The 16,815-nt window shown below is 65.4% G+C and carries 17 protein-coding genes and 1 riboswitch; of the genes, 9 read left to right on the forward strand and 8 right to left on the reverse strand.

What is annotated here, in order from left to right:
• The first annotated feature begins 10 nt into the window (after nucleotides 1–10).
• The 4 genes from R3X27_RS10230 to R3X27_RS10245 all read left to right on the forward strand — a co-directional run bounded on the left by R3X27_RS10230 (nucleotide 11) and on the right by R3X27_RS10245 (nucleotide 4,139).
• On the forward strand, nucleotides 11–907 hold the full coding sequence (locus tag R3X27_RS10230) for an ABC transporter permease subunit (RefSeq protein ID WP_317708752.1): 897 nt from the start codon (nucleotides 11–13) through the stop codon (nucleotides 905–907).
• Nucleotides 904–1,719, forward strand: coding sequence for an ABC transporter permease (locus R3X27_RS10235; RefSeq protein ID WP_317708753.1), 816 nt, complete (start codon nucleotides 904–906; stop codon nucleotides 1,717–1,719). The genes R3X27_RS10230 and R3X27_RS10235 overlap by 4 nt, the downstream gene beginning before the upstream one ends.
• Nucleotides 1,716–3,053, forward strand: a complete 1,338-nt coding sequence (locus R3X27_RS10240; RefSeq protein WP_317708754.1) for an FAD-binding oxidoreductase — start codon at nucleotides 1,716–1,718, stop codon at nucleotides 3,051–3,053. Before R3X27_RS10235 ends, R3X27_RS10240 begins: the two co-directional genes overlap by 4 nt.
• 258 nt (nucleotides 3,054–3,311) lie before the next feature.
• Nucleotides 3,312–4,139 carry an inositol monophosphatase gene (locus R3X27_RS10245; RefSeq protein WP_317708755.1) on the forward strand — a complete coding sequence of 276 codons (828 nt, stop codon included), beginning with the start codon at nucleotides 3,312–3,314 and terminating at the stop codon, nucleotides 4,137–4,139.
• A gap of 203 nt (nucleotides 4,140–4,342) precedes the next feature.
• Here R3X27_RS10245 and cobM read toward each other — a convergent pair whose 3' ends face one another.
• From cobM to R3X27_RS10285, 8 genes are all read right to left on the reverse strand, one after another.
• A complete protein-coding gene (gene cobM / locus R3X27_RS10250; RefSeq protein ID WP_317708756.1) occupies nucleotides 4,343–5,107 on the reverse strand; it encodes a precorrin-4 C(11)-methyltransferase in 765 nt (254 codons plus the stop codon).
• Entirely contained in the window at nucleotides 5,104–6,918 is a 1,815-nt protein-coding gene (gene cobJ, locus R3X27_RS10255; RefSeq protein ID WP_317708757.1) for a precorrin-3B C(17)-methyltransferase, read from the reverse strand. Before cobJ ends, cobM begins: the two co-directional genes overlap by 4 nt.
• The gene (gene cobI, locus R3X27_RS10260) at nucleotides 6,911–7,609 is read right to left on the reverse strand and encodes a precorrin-2 C(20)-methyltransferase (protein ID WP_317708758.1); all 699 of its coding nucleotides are present in this window, start codon (nucleotides 7,607–7,609) and stop codon (nucleotides 6,911–6,913) included. The genes cobJ and cobI overlap by 8 nt, the downstream gene beginning before the upstream one ends.
• Nucleotides 7,606–8,802, reverse strand: coding sequence for a precorrin-6y C5,15-methyltransferase (decarboxylating) subunit CbiE (gene cbiE / locus R3X27_RS10265; protein WP_317708759.1), 1,197 nt, complete (start codon nucleotides 8,800–8,802; stop codon nucleotides 7,606–7,608). The genes cobI and cbiE overlap by 4 nt, the downstream gene beginning before the upstream one ends.
• Nucleotides 8,799–9,440 (reverse strand): precorrin-8X methylmutase, encoded by a 642-nt coding sequence (locus R3X27_RS10270; RefSeq protein ID WP_317708760.1) that lies wholly within the window; start codon nucleotides 9,438–9,440, stop codon nucleotides 8,799–8,801. The genes cbiE and R3X27_RS10270 overlap by 4 nt, the downstream gene beginning before the upstream one ends.
• Nucleotides 9,437–10,564, reverse strand: a complete 1,128-nt coding sequence (locus R3X27_RS10275; protein WP_317708761.1) for a sirohydrochlorin chelatase — start codon at nucleotides 10,562–10,564, stop codon at nucleotides 9,437–9,439. Before R3X27_RS10275 ends, R3X27_RS10270 begins: the two co-directional genes overlap by 4 nt.
• Before the next feature lie 375 nt (nucleotides 10,565–10,939).
• A complete protein-coding gene (locus R3X27_RS10280; RefSeq protein WP_317708762.1) occupies nucleotides 10,940–11,386 on the reverse strand; it encodes a GNAT family N-acetyltransferase in 447 nt (148 codons plus the stop codon).
• A gap of 50 nt (nucleotides 11,387–11,436) precedes the next feature.
• The gene (locus R3X27_RS10285) at nucleotides 11,437–12,027 is read right to left on the reverse strand and encodes a GNAT family protein (RefSeq protein WP_317708763.1); all 591 of its coding nucleotides are present in this window, start codon (nucleotides 12,025–12,027) and stop codon (nucleotides 11,437–11,439) included.
• A 460-nt stretch (nucleotides 12,028–12,487) separates the two neighbouring features.
• Nucleotides 12,488–12,704: riboswitch (cobalamin riboswitch) on the forward strand.
• 136 nt (nucleotides 12,705–12,840) lie between these two features.
• Between R3X27_RS10285 and R3X27_RS10290 the strand changes: the two genes are divergently transcribed.
• From R3X27_RS10290 to R3X27_RS10310, 5 genes are read left to right on the forward strand one after another with little or no spacing between them, the layout of a single operon-like run.
• A complete protein-coding gene (locus R3X27_RS10290) occupies nucleotides 12,841–13,632 on the forward strand; it encodes a DUF4198 domain-containing protein (RefSeq protein WP_317708764.1) in 792 nt (263 codons plus the stop codon).
• Nucleotides 13,633–13,644: 12 nt separating this feature from the next.
• Nucleotides 13,645–14,262, forward strand: a complete 618-nt coding sequence (gene cbiM, locus R3X27_RS10295) for a cobalt transporter CbiM (protein WP_317708765.1) — start codon at nucleotides 13,645–13,647, stop codon at nucleotides 14,260–14,262.
• A complete protein-coding gene (locus R3X27_RS10300; protein WP_317708766.1) occupies nucleotides 14,259–14,948 on the forward strand; it encodes a cobalt ABC transporter permease in 690 nt (229 codons plus the stop codon). Before cbiM ends, R3X27_RS10300 begins: the two co-directional genes overlap by 4 nt.
• Nucleotides 14,945–15,739, forward strand: coding sequence for a cobalt ECF transporter T component CbiQ (cbiQ, locus tag R3X27_RS10305; RefSeq protein ID WP_317708767.1), 795 nt, complete (start codon nucleotides 14,945–14,947; stop codon nucleotides 15,737–15,739). The genes R3X27_RS10300 and cbiQ overlap by 4 nt, the downstream gene beginning before the upstream one ends.
• Entirely contained in the window at nucleotides 15,726–16,409 is a 684-nt protein-coding gene (locus tag R3X27_RS10310; protein WP_317708768.1) for an ABC transporter ATP-binding protein, read from the forward strand. Before cbiQ ends, R3X27_RS10310 begins: the two co-directional genes overlap by 14 nt.
• Nucleotides 16,410–16,815 lie beyond the last annotated feature (406 nt).

A 16,815-nucleotide genomic window follows, 5' to 3' on the forward strand; every position in this document is an offset into this window, starting at 1 on the left:
GGGCAGGATCATGAGACCTGGCCGCACGCTCCTCATCCTCGTTCCCTATCTCTGGCTGCTGGCGCTGTTCCTCGTGCCCTTCGGGATCGTCTTCAAGATCTCGCTCTCGGACACAGCACTCGCCATTCCGCCCTATATGCCGACGCTGGACCTCTCCGCGGGCTGGTCCGGCTTCACGGAGTTCCTCTCCGAACTGGATTTCGAGAATTACGTCTTCCTGACCGAAGACGACCTCTATCTGAAAGCCTATCTCTCCAGCCTCTCCATTGCGCTGACCTCGACGGTTTTGACGCTACTCGTCGGCTTCCCCATCGCCTATGGCATGGCGAACGCTCCGGAACACTGGCGCCCGGCGCTGATGATGCTGGTGATCCTGCCCTTCTGGACCTCTTTCCTGATCCGCGTCTACGCCTGGATGGGGATCCTCTCCAACGAGGGGTTCCTGAACCAGTTCCTGCTCTGGACCGGGATCATCGCTGAGCCGTTGCAGATCATGAACACCAACAAGGCGGTCTATATCGGCATCGTTTATACCTACCTGCCCTTCATGGTCCTGCCGATCTACGCGACGCTGGAGAAGCTCGACGGATCGCTGCTGGAGGCGGCCGAGGATCTCGGCTGCGGTCGGACGGAAGCCTTCTGGCGCGTGACTTTCCCGCTGGCGCGGCCCGGCATGGTGGCCGGTTCTTTCCTCGTCTTCATCCCCGCACTTGGCGAGTTCGTCATCCCGTCGCTGCTCGGCGGTTCCTCGACCCTGATGATCGGAAAGGTGCTCTGGGAGGAATTCTTCTCCAACCGTGACTGGCCGGTGGCCTCTGCGGTGGCCGTGGTGTTGCTGCTGATCCTGATAATCCCGATAGTGCTCTTCCAGCGCAACCAGCAGAAGCAGCAGGAGGCGGAACAGTGAGGAAATTCACCTGGTTCAACGCCGTCTCGCTGACCCTCGGCTTCGCCTTCCTCTACATCCCGATGCTGATCCTGATCATCTTCTCCTTCAACAGCTCCAAGCTGGTGACGGTCTGGGCCGGCTTCTCGACCAAGTGGTATGGCGAGTTGCTGCAGAACGAGGCCTTCCTCGATGCCGCCTGGGTCACGATCAAAGTCGCCGTGCTCTCCTCCTCTGCCGCAACCGTGCTCGGGACCATGGCGGCTTATGTCCTTGTCCGTGGTGGCCGCTTCGGCGGGCGCACGCTTTTCTCCGGCATGATCTATGCTCCGCTAGTCATGCCCGAAGTCATTACCGGCTTGTCGCTGCTGCTGCTCTTCATCGCCATCGGGCTGGATCGCGGCGTCTTCACCATCGTGCTCGCGCATACGACCTTTTCCATGTGCTATGTCTCGGTCGTCGTCTCCTCGCGGCTGGTCTCGTTCGACCGTTCCGTCGAGGAGGCCGCGCTCGATCTCGGCTGCACCCCCTTCGAGGCCTTCCGGCTCGTCACCCTGCCGATCATCTTCCCGGCGGTGATATCTGGATGGTTGCTGGCCTTCACCCTCTCGCTGGACGATCTCGTCATCGCCTCCTTCACCGCCGGCCCCTCCTCGACAACCCTGCCGATCAAGATCTTCTCTTCTGTGCGGCTCGGCGTCTCGCCGGAGATTAACGCGCTTTCCACGATCATGATTGCCATCGTCGCCATCGGCGTCATCGCCGCCTCGCTGGTCACCAAACAGGCCATTGCCCGGCGCAACCGCGAGGAAAAGGAAGCAATCCAGGCGTGACGCGGATCTACGAGCCCTACGCCTATGGCGACGGTCCGGTCGCCGAGAGTTACTGGCCGGGCACCGTTTCCGCGCGCGCCTCATGGTCCCGCCTCGACGGCGAGGCCCGCACCGATATCGCGATCATCGGTGGTGGCTATACCGGCCTCATGGCGGCGCTCCATCTCGCCGAAACCGGTGCGGATGTGGCGCTTCTGGAAACCAACAGCCCCGGCTGGGGCGCCTCCGGGCGCAATGGCGGTTTCTGCTGCCTCGGCGGCTCGGCGCTTGATGCCACCGACCTGCTCAAGCGCCACGGCGAGGCCGAGACCCGCCTCTACTACGATGCCGAGCGTGAAGCCGTCGCCCTTGTCCGGGACACGCTCACGCGGCTCGGCATCGATGCGGACACCCATTCGCGGGGCGAAACCATGCTGGCCCATCGCGCCGAGGCCATTCCGGCGTTGAAAGCCGCCGCCCGCCACATGCGCGCCTATCACGGCGCCACCTGCGAAATCCTCTCCCGCGGCGAGCTTGCCGCGCAGGGGATGGCCTCGCCCGAATTCCACGGTGCGGTCACGACCCCGATCGGTTTCGCCCTCAACCCGCTGAAATACGCGCTCGGCCTCGCTGCCGCCGCAGAGGCCGCCGGTGCCCACCTCTTCGCCCAGAGCCCGGCCCGATCCATCCGTCCGGACGGTTCAGGCTGGCGTATCCAAACCCCTACCGGCACGCTTACAGCGCGCAAGCTGATCCTCGCCACCAACGGCTACAGCGCCGAGGACCTGCCGCCCTGGCTCGCGGCGCGCTACATGCCGCTGCAATCCAACATCATCGTCACACGTCCCCTCAGCGAGGAGGAGCGCGCCGAGCAAGGCTGGACCACCCGCCAGATGTGCTTCGACAGCCGCAACCTGCTGCATTATTTCCGCCTGCTGCCGGACAATCGCATGCTCTTCGGCATGCGTGGCGCAATCCGTTCCACGCCGGACGCGATGGCCGAGATCCGAGGCCGGACCCGCACTGATTTCGAGCGCTTCTTTCCCGCCTGGAAACGGGTCGAGACCACGCATTTCTGGTCCGGCTTCGTCGCCCTCTCCCGCGACCGGACCCCGTTTGTCGGCCCGATCCCCGGAATGGACGGCGTGTTCGCCGGGCTCTGCTTTCACGGAAATGGTGTCGCCATGGGGAGCCATGCCGGCGCGATCCTCGCCGAACTTGCCCTCGGCCAGACGCCGAGCCGCCCCTGGCCCGAGTTGATGGCGCGCGCGCTAAAGCGCTTCCCCTTCGGCCGGTTCCGGCGCTTTTTGCTGCGCCCCGTCCTCGCTGCCCGTGCGCGCCGCGACGAAGGCTGAGGGGCGTCATCACCCCGGTGTCGAAGCCGGCTGACACGGCGTGAATGCGGGGCGCCTGCTGTGTCCGGGGAGGTGCGCCGGATCAACACACTTACCCCGGTCGCGCCCGACGGTTATAGGGACGCGGTGGCGCTCGAAGACCCTTATGCGGTCTCGGCAGCGTGGTAGACGGCCGGGGGCGGGGTCTATTCAGGCCGACGCGCCCGAGGCCCGGGCGCTCTGGCGCCGCGAGATACTGAAAGATCGAGAGGACATCGCATGATTCCCACCCAAGCCCAGGAACAGGCCCTGATCGACGCTGTGCGCGCCGCTGCGAAGGCCGAAATCCTGCCGCGTTTCCGCAATCTTGGCGCCGAGGGCGCCGATGCCAAGACCCATGCCGACGACCTCGTCACCGAGGCCGATCGCCGCTCGGAACTGGCGATCACCGCCGCCGTTGCCGATATCCTGCCCGGCGCGGCCGTGGTTGGCGAGGAGGCGGTTGCGGCGGATCCTTCGGTGCTTTCCCGCATTGGCGAGGCCGAGACCTGTGTCATCATCGATCCCGTGGACGGTACCTGGAATTTCGCCAAGGGCCTGGCCACCTTTGGCGTCCTGCTTGCGGTCACTCATGAGGGCCAGACCGTTTTCAGCCTGCTCTATGACCCGATGGGCGATGACTGGATCCTGGCGCGGCGCGGTGGTGGCACCTGGTTCTGCGATGCGAACGGGCGCCGCGAGAAGCTCGACATCTCGGCCACGCCGGAACCCAACACTGCGTTCGGCTGTCCCTGGCTCGTTCCGGAGGAGATCCGCCCGCGTTTTCTTCAGGATCTGATCCCGTTTGGGCGGGTCCGCGATCTCGGCTGTGCCTGCCATGATTATCGCATGATGTGCCTCGGCCACGGTCGGTTTGCCTTTGCCATCAAGCTGATGCCCTGGGACCACGCTGCGGGTGTGCTTGCGGTTCAGGAGGCAGGTGGTCATGTCGGGCTGCTCGACGGACGAGATTACGCTCCGACGCTGACCAGCGGCTACATGGTCTCGGCGCGAGATGCGGCGACGCTTGCCCAGATGCGTGAGAGATTTGGCTGGATGGCCGGGTGAAGGCGTGGCGCGGCGAAACGGACGGCGGTTGCGGCGGTCTGCGGCCGGGATGCCTAGCCTGAGGCGCAACGTCCACAACCGGTTCGTCGCACAGCGCGGTCACCTAACCCCGGGGCGCTCCCGCCCGTCGTCGACGCATCAAAGATGCGCTCCTCCCGTTGGGGGTGGCCGCGCGCCTGCGGCGCGCGGCGGGCAGGCCCGGCTCAGGCCTTGGGTTTGGGGCGCAGGACGTGCGGGATTTCGGGATCGTACAGCGCAGAATCCGGGAAGTCGTGATCCTCGAAGACACGCCCGACAAAGACCAATGCCGTGCGGGTCAGCTTCTCGGCACGCACCTTGTCGCGGATATCCGACAGCGTGCCACGCACGTACATCTCGTCCGGCCAGCCGACACGATAGGCGACGATGACGGGGCAATCGGGGCCGTAAATCGGCGAGAGTTGCCGTTCGATCTCCAGCAGGTTGCGCACCGAGAGGTGGATGGCGAGCGTCGCGCCGGAGGCACCGAGAGTGGCGAGGTCTTCGCCCTCGGGCATGCCAGTCGACTTCATCGAGGTGCGGGTCAGGATGACCGATTGCGCCACTTCCGGCACGGTCAGTTCCTGCCCCATCCCAGCGGCGGCGGCGCAATAGGCCGGCACGCCGGGGGTGATGTCATAGGGGATGCCAAGCGCGCGCAGGCGGCGGACCTGTTCGGCGATGGCGCCGTAGAGCGAGGGGTCGCCGGAATGGACCCGGGCCACGTCCTCGCCGCGTTCATGCGCCGCCGCAATCTCGGCGATGATGTCGTCGAGGTCGAGCGGGGCGGTGTCGATGACGCGAGCGTCTTCCGGCGCACCGGCCACGACCTCCGCCGGAACCAGCGAGCCGGCATAGAGGCAGACCGGGCAGGCGCCGATCAGGCGCTGGGCCTTGAGGGTGAGAAGCTCCGGATCGCCCGGACCGGCGCCGATGAAATGAACGGTCATTGGGTTTCTCCGTCGATACGTTTCGCATAGCCGCGCGGGGTGTAGATCCATTCGCCTTCCGCACCGGCCGAGATATCGCCGCTGGTGATGCGGCGGGACGCGGAGGAGCCGATCAGCACGATGGTCATCATGTCGACCTCATCCACCTCCAGCGCGTCGAGACGGCGCAGGGTGAGCCGCTCCTCGGGGCGTCCCAGCGAGGTGGCCAGCAGGACCGGCGTGTCGGCCGGGCGGTGCTGGAGCAGGATCTCGCGGGCCTCGGCCAGCAGCGTGCGGCGGCGGCGCGAGACCGGGTTGTAGAAGGCGATGACGAAATCGCCCTGGGCGGCGGCGTGGAGCCGCTGGACGATGGTGTCGCGCGGGGTCAGCAGGTCCGAAAGCGAGATGGCGCAGAAATCATGTCCGAGCAGCGCGCCGGCGCGGGCCGAGGCGGCCTGCAACGCGGAGATGCCCGGCGCGTGGATCAGGGCGACCCGCTTGGCGGCATCGGAGACACCGCCGGCCTCGGCCTCGCGGTCCAGCAATTCCATGACCAGCGCGCCCATGGCGAAGATGCCGCCATCGCCGGAGCAGATCAGGGCGACCTTGCGCCCCTCCCCGGCGGCTTCCAGCGCGTAGCGGCAACGGGCCTCCTCCTCGCCAAGCGCGAAGTCGCGGCGCATGCGGCCGCGTGCTTGCGGGCCGAGCAGGTCGATATAGAAGCCGTAACCGACAAGCTCGTCGGCCTCCGAGATCAGGCGGGTGGCTTCGGGCGTGCGCCAGTCCGGCTGGCCGGGGCCGATGCCGATCACGGAGAGTTGGCCGCGTGGGGTGCCTTCCGCGCCAGTTCCGGCGATGCGGGCGACGGCGCAGGTCGCATCTGCTGATTTGACCTTCTCGACGAGTAGTTCGCCCTCCGGTCCGGCGGCGGCGAGGGCTGCACCTTCGGCAACGCCGTGACAGCCGACTTCAGCGAAGACGACGTCGGACGGGTTGGCAAGCCGCGCCGCTTCTTCTTCGAGCCGTGCGGCCGGGTGGAAGCGGGCAGGCACGCCGAGATGGCGGGCCAGCGCGTGGATGGCGGCTTCGTCCGACTTGAGGTCGATGGAATGGATGGCCGCGATCTCGCCGGCGGAGATCCCGGCTTCGGCGAGGGTTTTGCCGACAAGCCCGATGAGCTGATCCGGATCGCAGCCGCGCGCGCAGCCGACGCCAAGCGCCAGCGCGGTGCGGCGGTAGATCAGCGGTGCTGTACCAGGGACCGAGAGGACGAGCGGGGCTTCCGGGTCGGTGGGAAGACGGTCGACGGCGCCAGCCGCTTCGAGCGGGGCGAGCCACGCGGCGTCCGGGCCGGAAAGCTGGCCTTTCGTGCCGGAGAGGAGGGCGGCCATGACCGGCTTCGCCTCCTCCGCGTTCTCCAGCCGCCAGCCTTCGGGCGGCTCATCCAGCGCCACGCCGAGCGAGACATCGCCTGCCGTGGTGACGGCAGCCTTGGTCCCGAGCACCTCTGCGATGCGGCGGGCCAGCGCGTTGGCGCCGCGATGGCCGCCAAGCAACGGAACGACCGCCGAGCCGTCTTCGGCCAGCGCCAGAACCGGCGGCTCAGACCGCTTGTCGCCCAGATGCGGGGCGAGGATGCGGATGAGGATGCCGGCAGAGGCGATGCCGATCACCGGGTGGCCGGCGAGGAAGAGCGATGTCAGATGCGGCGCAACCTCGTTGAAATCCGTCCCGCGGATGTCGAGACGGGCGCCGAGCGCGGCGGCGACCTTCTCTCCGAGCGGCGCGGCGGAGGGCAGCAGGCAGAGGACGACCGGGGTCAGGTCAGACATGGGCGTCCTTTCCCGGCACGACGATCATTGAGAAATAGGGTGCCGTGTCGGGGGCTTCCGAGAGCGGGCAAACATGTTGCTGCGGCAGGGAGGCGTGGGACACGAAGACAGCGCGCTCGGCCATGCCGAGACGTTCGAGCACGGCGCGGGTGCGGCCAAAGTGGCGGCCGAGTTTCATGATCGCGGCGGCGTTGGCGGCTTTCAGGTGCTGCTCCAGTTCCGGCTCGTCCAGTGTCGCCGGGACCACGGTCAGCACCTCTTCGCGGGCGATGAGCGGCTGGCGGGCGACCGCCGTCACTGCGCCCAGCGAGGAGACGCCGGGAACGATCTCGGCCTGGAAGCGCTCGGAGAGGCGCGAGAAGAGATACATGAAGGAGCCGTAGAAGAACGGGTCGCCCTCGCAGAGCACGACGACATCCTCGCCCGCGTCCAGTGCGGCGGCGATGGTCTCGGCGGCTTCGTCATAGACATCCTGCGCGGGGAAACGCTCGGTGCGCATCGGGATGACGATGGGGATCTCGCGCGCGCCGTCGGGGATGTAGCGCGCGACGATGGCGCGGGCGAAGCTCTCGCCACTGTCGGGGGCCGGGTAGGCGATGACCCTGGCGGATGTGAGCAGGCGATGCGCCTTCAGCGTCAGCAGTTCCGGGTCGCCGGGGCCGACGCCCAGGCCGTAGAGGGTTCCGCTCATTTGGTGAGACTCCATTGCGTTACGGGCATCGCCGGTCTCCAGCCATGCAGGCGGCCGACAGGGGCGGCGCGGGAGATGGCGATGCGAATGAGGGAGCCGCCATGCTTCATGTGCAGGGCGGTGAGGAGGGATTCGGATTCGAGCGTGACGGCATTGGCGACCAGACGCCCATGCGCGGGCAGCGCGGCGAGCGCGGCCTCGGCCGTCTTCTCGGAGAGCCCGCCGCCAATGAAGATCGCATCCGGCTCGGGGAGGCCGTCCAGCGCGTCAGGCGCGCGACCGGGGCGCAAATCCAGGCGCGGCGCGCCGAGGCGGACGGAGTTGGCCGCCGCCATGCCGAGATGCTTGTGCGAGATATCGATGCCGATGGCGCGCATGTCCCGGGCGGCGCGCATCCATTCGACGGCAACGGAGCCGCAGCCCGTGCCGATATCCCAGAGCATCTGGCCCCGCCTTGGCGCCAGAGCCGAGAGGGTCAGGGCGCGGATCTCCCGCTTGGTCATCTTGCCGTCATTGACGAAGGCGTCATCGGGCAGGCCGGTGCGCGGGGCGATGCGCGCGCCGTCCGCGCCGAAACACTCGATCGCGAGGACGTGGAAGTCCGGCGCGCTGCCGCTCCACTCTGCGGCGATGCCCTCGGAACGGCTCTCCTGCGGCCCGCCCATCGCGCCGAGCACGGTCAGGCGGCTGGAACCAAGCCCCGCTTCGGTCAGCAGTTCGGCGATCCTGGCGGGCGTGCCGCCATCGGCGGTCAGAACCAGCAGGCGTTGGCCATGGGCGAAGAACGGGATGGCCTGTTCGGCGGGGCGTCCGTGGACGGTCAGCGTCTCGACATCGGCCAGCGACCATTTCATCCGCACGGCGGCGAGCTGAAAAGCGGAAAGCTGCGGGTGGAAGAGCACTGCGTCCGGGCCAAAGCGGCGCAGGAAGAGCGCGCCGGCGGAATACCAGAGCGGGTCCCCGGTTACCAGCACGGCGACCTTGCGGCCGCACAGCCGCTCCAGTTCTTCGGCCAGTTCGCGGAAGGGCGAGGGCCATTCGAGCCGCTCTGCCGCCAGATGCGGGACCAGCGACTGGTGCCGCGCGCCGCCGACGACGATCTCCGCCGCCTCCAGCCGGGCCCGGGCCGAGGGGGCGAGCCCCTCCCAGCCATCCTCGCCTATGCCGATCACGTCGAGCCAGGGCGCAGTCATGTTCCGTCTCCCGTCAGACCGAGGGTCAGCGCATTTACCGCCGCCGCCGCCATGGCGGAGCCGCCGCGCCGGCCCAGGACCGTGGCGAAGGGCACGCCGTGATCGATCTCGGCCAGCGCCTGCTTGCTCTCCGCCGCGCCGACGAAGCCGACGGGGAAGCCGAGGATCACGGCCGGTTTCGGCCAGCCCTCTTCGAGACGCTCCAGCAGGTGGAAAAGCGCCGTGGGCGCGTTGCCGATGGCAACGATGCTGCCTTCGATGCGTTCGCCCCAAAGCTCGACCGCCGCCGCCGAGCGGGTCGTGCCCAGCAGTTTTGCAAGGTCGGGCACGGTGGGGTCGTTCAGTGTCACAACCGGGGCCGTGCCGTCCGGCAAGGCGCGCGCGATGATGCCGCGCGCGACCATCTCGCTGTCGCAGAAGATCGGCGCGCCCCCCGCGAGGGCCGCGCGCCCGGCCTCGACCGCGCCCCGGGTGACGCGCAGGTCTTCGACCACATCGACCATGCCGCAGGCATGGATCAGCCGGATGGCCATTTTCCGCGCCGTCAGAGGCAACGCGGAGAGATCGGCCTCGGCCTCGATGGTCGCGAAGCTCTGGGCGTAGATCGCCTTCGGATCGCGCTCGTACTCCAGGGTCATTCGTCCTTCAGGTGCTTGCGCACGCTTTCCGGGCCCATCGGGTGATCGGCATGGGGATAGGCCGGGTGGCTGTGGCCGTGGTCATGCGAATGTCCGTGATCATGGTGGTGGTGATGTCCGTGGCCATGGTCATGATCATGGCTGTGCCCGTGATCGTGGTGATGACCGGCATCGAGCCGGCAGGCGCCGGTGCAGAACGTGTCGCAAAGCTGGCAATCCTCGACATTGGAGCCCGGAGCGCTCGCCCCTTGCCCCTCGACATGGTGGTGATGGCTCTCCTGCGGGGCGCCAACCTCGGCTTCAAAGCCGAGCACCTGCGTGCGGTATTTGCACAGCCCGCAATTCATGTCGTTCTTGCCCTCGAGGATCTCGGTGATCCGTTCGGCGAAGGTCTCCAGCACCAACGGGTGGTCGTTGAGGTAGTCAGCCTTGATCCACTGGGCTTCGGGATGGGCCTCGGCGACCATGTCCGTGAAGCCGTAGATCCGGTCGATCAGGACACCGGTGAAGAGGAAATAGGGAAAGACGATATAGCGCTTGAAGCCGAGCTTGGCGGCCTGTTCCAGCGCCGGCTCGACCAACGGGAAGGTGACGCCGGAATAGCCGACCTCGCACCAGCCGAAGCCCATGCCTTCCCAGAGCATCCGGGCAATCTTGGAGACATTGGCATTGGCATCCGGATCGGACGCGCCCCGACCGATCACGACAAGGCAGGTCTCGTGCAGCGGCACCTCACCTTGCTCTTTGTTGGCCTTGGCGACGGCGGTTTCCACACGCTCGGCGGCGGCGGCGATCATCTTCGCATCGACGCCGAGATCGCGGCCGTAATCGACCTGGATCCCGTGCTCTGCGCCATAGGCGTTGAGCACCGAGGGGATATCGTTCTTGGCATGCATGGCGGCGAAGAGCATGCCCGGCACGGCAAGGATACGGTCGCAACCGGCTTCCCGCAGGTTGTCCAGACCGACGCGGATCACCGGGTTGGCGAATTCGAGATAGCCGTAATCGACCATCCAGTCCTGCGGCAGCAACGCGGGGAGTTTCTCGGCCAGCACCGCGAACTGATCCACGGCGGCCTGGGAGCGCGAGCCATGCCCGCACAGCATCACACCGATCTTGCTCATGCGCGGGTCTCCCCGAGGCGGGTTTTGCGGAAAACGTACATGGCCTGGCTCCTTCGCTTGCCCTGCCGGGGCAATACGGGGCCAGTGCGGGGGCTGCAAGCGCCCGCCATGACGACGATCAGTCGCTCCCCCGGTTTGGGTCGGAGCTTCCTCTCTCCCGTTCAGCCTTCCGGCATCGTCTGCGGGAGACGTATCAGCAGGCAGGCAGGGTCGCAAGACAGAGTGGCGAGGATGGCGCAGCCAGAATGTCCCGAAAACCCGCTTTGCCGACCTAACAGCGACTCGATTGCGCAGGCAAAGAGTAGCTCAAAGGATAATGGTGGTTCCGTTTGGAGCCTTGCCTTTCTATCGAAGGATGGCCCTGGGTCCTCAGAGTCAGGCACCCGGCATGGCTAATTTGCGGTTCATCTGGCCAGAGGGCTCGTGCATCTCGTCTTCGACAAACTCAAATCCGTACCGTTCATAGAATGGACGCCCAATGGCGTTGTTGCGAAACACCTCGACTCTCAACGGGCCTTTGAGGGCGACTGCGTGGTCGACCATAGCGCGGCCAAGCCCCTTGCCGTGCTTCGACGGGTCCAGGAACAAGCCGCCGATCTGGTTTCCCAGTAGCGCAATGAACCCGATGATCGCTCCATCTTCCTCCAAGACGAAGGTTTCGGTCATCGGCATGTAGATGTCCCGGATCTCTTGTTCGGATTGCGCGACAAAGCTTTCGCTCAGAAATGGGTGAGCAACCGCATTGGCGCGTTTCCAGACGGCCATCACAGCTTCAAGATCGTCTGTTCTATACGCTCGGATCGCTTCGTGGATGTCGTTCATGACCAAATCTCCTTCGTGTCGCTTGGCATCCCTCGGCTTGACGCACTGCGTCAGCCCGATTGGCTTTCCAGCCGCCATGTCAGGTTTGCCTTCACAGTCGGCCATTCGCTTGCGATGATCGAGTAGACGGCCGTGTCGCGGATCGAACCATTGGCCATGATCATGTTGGAGCGCAATATACCGTCAAGCTTCGCCCCCAAACGCTCGATGGCACGCCGACTTTGGACGTTCACGAAATGGGTTCGAAACTCGACACAGATACAGTCCAGTGTCTCGAACGCGTGCTGCAACAACAGCAACTTGCATTCGGTGTTGAGCGGCGTTCTCTGGACGGATCTCCGGTACCATGTCGATCCTATTTCAACGCGCCGATTGGGGGCGTCGATGTTCATGTAGGTCGTCATTCCGACAGCCTTGCCGGTCGATGTGTCGATCACGGCAAAGGGCACCATGGTCTTGAGCGCCAACCGCCGATCTATTTCGGCTTCCATTCCCGCAGCATCTGGGACCGTGGTGTACCACAACCGATGCAACTCACCGTCAGCGGTCGCCTCGGCGAGATCGGCACGGTGTGTCTGCGACAATGGAACCAGCGAAACAAATGTCCCGTCGGTGGAAAAAGGTTCAGGCCAAACGCTCATGCACATCTCCAACACTCGATCGACACGGATTCAGACTCCAGAATCCGAAGCCAGGCAAGTTGGGTTTTGAAACGGCTTGCCGAGCCTCCATAACTTCGAGCACCTCGCTGCGGTTCGCCACGTCTTTCTTGAACCTTCTGTACAGGGCGATGCTCGCGTCCGTCTCCAACTCGGCATTTTGTCAGGCCGTACGCTTCCGTGAAAGCCCGCCATGCGCGGTCAGCGGACCTTGCGGCAGCATCATGATTGGTCGACAGTGAACGGCATCTGTCGAAAGCGATCAGAGGACGGTTTTTCTTCGTCGAGGATGTCGCTGCTCTCCTGACGGGCTTCTCTATGCCCCGTACCCCGATATCTTGCGTTCCGAAGTCGGCGCAACCAAACTGATCGGCTCGGCGCTGACTGTCTTCGTGCAGCCGCTCATCACATATGCCCGATTGACAAAGCTTGCCCTCTGCGCCCACAAGGACGCATCTTCGGTTCCCCGGACGGAGTCAAGCGCCAGGGGACGTAATAGGGAACACGGTGCGGCGTACCCATCAGGGACCAAAACCGTGGCTGCCCCCGCAACTGTAAGCGGTGAGTGCGGTCGAACAAGCCACTGGGGAAATCCCCGGGAAGGCCGGCCAAGCTGAGACCCGCGAGCCAGGAGACCTGCCGAGGAGACCTGTGGGCACGCCCGCAGGGCATTCCACCGGACGCCGGGGTGAGCGTCTGGCGCGAAGCGGTCCTGGTGCAGTCCACCCTCTTCGAGCCAAAACCCCGTCCGTCCTTTCAGATCCGCCGCATTGCGGCATTTTGAGAGGCGACGTTATGTACGTACGTAACTTCCTGCTGGCAAGTTTCGCCAGCCTTGGCTTGGCAACCGTCGCTTCGGCGCATTTCCAACTTGCCTACACGGTTGACACGATGATCGAGCGGCCCGGTGATGTTCCGGTCAAGCTGATCTTCTGGCATCCTTTCGAGAACGGTCATGTGATGGACATGGGCGAACCGCTCGAATTCTACGCCGTGCATCGCGGCGAGAAGATCGACCTTATGGAGACATTGTCTCCCATGACGTTCAAAGGGGCGAGCAACGAAGCCGCGGCCTTTGACGCCTCCGTTCCGGTCAAGCGTTCGGGCGATTACGTGCTCGTGCTGGTTCCCTCGCCCTATTACGAAGAGAGCGAGGACATCTATATCCAGCAGATCACCAAGGCCTATTTGAACCGCAACACCATGCCCACAGATTGGGACAAGCCGCAGGGGCTCGCCACAGAGATCCTGCCGCTGAACAAGCCGACCAATGTGCTGGCCGGCTCCAGCTTCACCGGTCGGGTGCTTTCGGAGGGCAAGCCTGTCGCTGGCGCGGAGATCGAGGTTGAGTTCATGGCCGCCGAGCCGGATATGGAGGCCAACGTCCCAGGTGAAATGACTGCGCAGCCGACGCCAGCCGGCGCCATCGTCGCCCTGTCGGACGAGACCGGCTATTTCACTTTCGGCATTCCGAAAGCCGGATACTGGGGTTTCGCGGCGCTCGGAGCCGGGCCCGAGACCGAGTATGAGGGCAAGGAACTGAGCCAGGATGCGGTGATCTGGATCCGCGCCTGGGACATCGAGTGAGGAGCGGCGCCCGTGCATATCGTTGACGGAGCCCTGTCCAACCCTGTCGTGATCGGCGGTGCTGTGCTCGCCATCGGCGGTCTGGCGCAGGGCCTGCGCCACCTGCCGATGGAGAAAATCCCCGCGGCCGGTGTTCTTTCGGCCACGTTTTTCGTGGCCTCGCTGATCCATGTGCCGATTGGGCCGTCCTCGGTGCACCTGATCATGAATGGTCTTGCTGGGCTCGTGCTCGGCTGGGCCGCCTTTCCGGCGCTGTTTGTCGGGTTGCTGCTACAAGCGGTGTTTTTTGGCTTCGGCGGGCTGACTGTGCTTGGCGTCAACACGCTGGTCATCGCCGCGCCCGCAGTGATGGTCGGGCTGCTGCTCGGGCCGCGCGTACAGGCGGGCAGCCAGAGATCCGCCGCGGTCTGGGCCGCGATTGGCGGCGGTGCTGCCATTGCCCTGACAACCGCTTTCGTTGCGGCTGCCCTTGCGCTGACCGGCGACGAGTTTCTTCCCGCCGCTAAACTGGTCTTCGTGGCGCATATCCCGGTCATGGTCGTCGAGGCTTTGCTGACCGGAGCCGCCGTCTATCTCGCCAAGCAGGTCAAGCCTGAGCTGTTCGACAACCTGCAGGAAGTTCCCCAATGATCCGTACCCTGTTTCTTGCGGTGGCCATCGCGGCGGCGCCGCTTCCGGCGCTGGCCCACAAGGTCATCATGGGAGTCTTTGCCTCGGGCGATCAGATCGAGGGCGAGCTGGGCTTCTCCGGAGGCGACGCGCCTGCGGGGCAGCTGGTCGAGGTGTTCGACGGCGACGGCAACAAGCTCGGCGAGGCGGTGACCGATGTTGACGGCTTCTTCCTGTTCACGCCCGAGCAGGCCGTGATCCATGTCTTCAAGGCAGATATGGGCGCTGGGCATGTGGCCGAGGTCGAGATGGCGGCCGAGGAAGTGACCGAGATCGTCGCCAAGGGGGCGGGCGCGACGCCCGGCGCTGCGGCGACCATCGGATGGTCGGGCAATGAGGGCAATGTGCAGCCACTTGTTCCTGCCGCTGGAGGCACATCGACGGAAACGCCGGCAATCCCAACCGACCCGACAGAGGCGATACCGGCCGTCATTCCCCAGGTCACCGTCGCGTCTCTGACATCTGAGGAGGTCGAGGCAATTGCCAAGGCCGTCCGGGACGAGATGCGCCCGCTGCGAAAGTCCATCGATTCCTACAAGGAAAAGAACGATCTTCAGACGATCCTCGGCGGGATTGGCTATATCGTCGGGGTGTTCGGCGTCGGCTTCTACATCGCGGCGCGCCGCAAGCTGAAAGGCACCGCATGAGCCCTGTCATCTCCACCCTCGACAAGCCGCTGACCGCAACCGGCGCCAACCGCCAGTTGAGCTGGCTCGGCCGGATCGACCCGCGCGCGCGGATCGTCGCGGCGGCGGCGTTCGCGGTGGTCGTGGTCGCCTGCGAGAGCTTCCTCGCGCTCGGCGCGGCCGTCGGCGTAGCATTTGCATTGCTCTCGGTTTCGCGGCTACCGGCGGTGCGAACGATGAAACGCGTTGCTGCGATGGACAGTTTCATCCTCTTCATCCTGGCGCTTCTGCCATTCACGGTCCCGGGCGAGCCGATCTTCACGCTCTGGGGCTTTCCGGCCTCCTGGGAAGGGCTGTGGCAGGCCATCGAGATTGCGCTCAAGGCCAATGCCATCGTGCTTGCGTTGATGGCGCTGGTTTCGACCATGGAGCCGGTGACGCTCGGGCACGCGCTGCACTCGCTGAAGGTGCCAGAGGCGCTGGTGCATCTTCTGATGTTCACGGTGCGCTATATCGACGTGCTGCGGGAGGAATACCTCCGCCTGCGCCAGGCGATGAAAGCGCGCGGTTTCCGCCCCGGCACGAACTGGCACTCCTATCGCAGCTTCGGCTTCCTCGTCGGCATGATGCTGGTGCGCTCGCTGGAGCGCTCGGAGCGCATCCTCGGCGCAATGAAATGCCGCGGCTTCACCGGGCGCATCCCGCTCCTGGGCCGAATGGCCTGGCGCCCTGCGGATGCGGTTTTTGTGGCCGGTTTCGCATTGATGCTGGTCGGGTTGGCAGCAATGGAGCTGTCCAATGGCGCTGCTTGAACTCACGGGGATCCATTTCGCCTACCCACATCACGCGCCTGTCCTGAACGGGGCATCGTTGGCGCTGGAGTCGGGCGAGCGGCTCTGCATCACAGGCCATAACGGCGCCGGCAAATCGACACTGCTTCGCATTGCGGTGGGGTTGCTCAAACCCTCGTCGGGGCGGGTCCTGGCCTTTGGCCAGGAGCGCCGGGTCGAGGCGGATTTCCACGATGTGCGACGCCGGGCGGGCTTCGTCTTCCAGGACCCGGATGACCAGCTTTTCTGTCCCACCGTGGCGGAGGATATCGCCTTCGGTCCGCTCAATCTCGGAGCCAACCGGGGTGAGGCAATGGAGATTGTCGACAGGACATTGGGGCAACTCGGGTTGATGCATTTGCGCGACCGGATCACCCACAAGCTGTCGGGGGGCGAGAAGCGGCTGGTGACGCTGGCGACGGTGCTGGCGATGGAACCGGAACTGCTGCTGCTCGACGAGCCAACCAACGCGCTGGACGAGGAGAACGAGGCCCGGCTGGTCGATATCCTGCTGGGCCTGCCACAGGCGATGGTGATCGTCAGCCACAACCCGCATTTTCGCCTCAGGCTGGGGACCCGCGTCCTGCGCCTGCAGGACGGAAAGTTGCTACCTCCTGAGTCGAATTGCCCCCACGCCCTCACCCCGCAATAAGGCTGAGGCTTACGAACGGACCGAACCGATTTCCCACCGCGCGCGCAGCGCGCGGCCCTGCCCGCCCGGGTGAACGCATCTTCGATGCGGCACAAACGGGTGGGACGCCGCCTCCGTCCTGACCAAACGGTAGGTTCTCTACAAAGGGGCTTCAAACAGGTGTCACCAGCGCTTGTCCTCCGAGGCGCCACTGGATGAGGGGGCTTGCCGCACGAGACGCGACACGAGTCGCGGCCGCATACGCAGAGCGTGCCGCTCCGTCTTGGGCCGGCAGTGTTCGAACTGGGGATCATCGACCGCGGGATGTCCCTCAATCCGATCTACTCCACCCTGATTCTCGGACAGGATGATGGGAAGGTCTCGCTCGATTCAACCCGGCTCGAGGGCAGGACGGATCACTTGACCG

It is taken from the genome of Tropicimonas sp. TH_r6, assembly GCF_033101155.1.
Taxonomy (GTDB): Bacteria; Pseudomonadota; Alphaproteobacteria; order Rhodobacterales; family Rhodobacteraceae; genus Tropicimonas.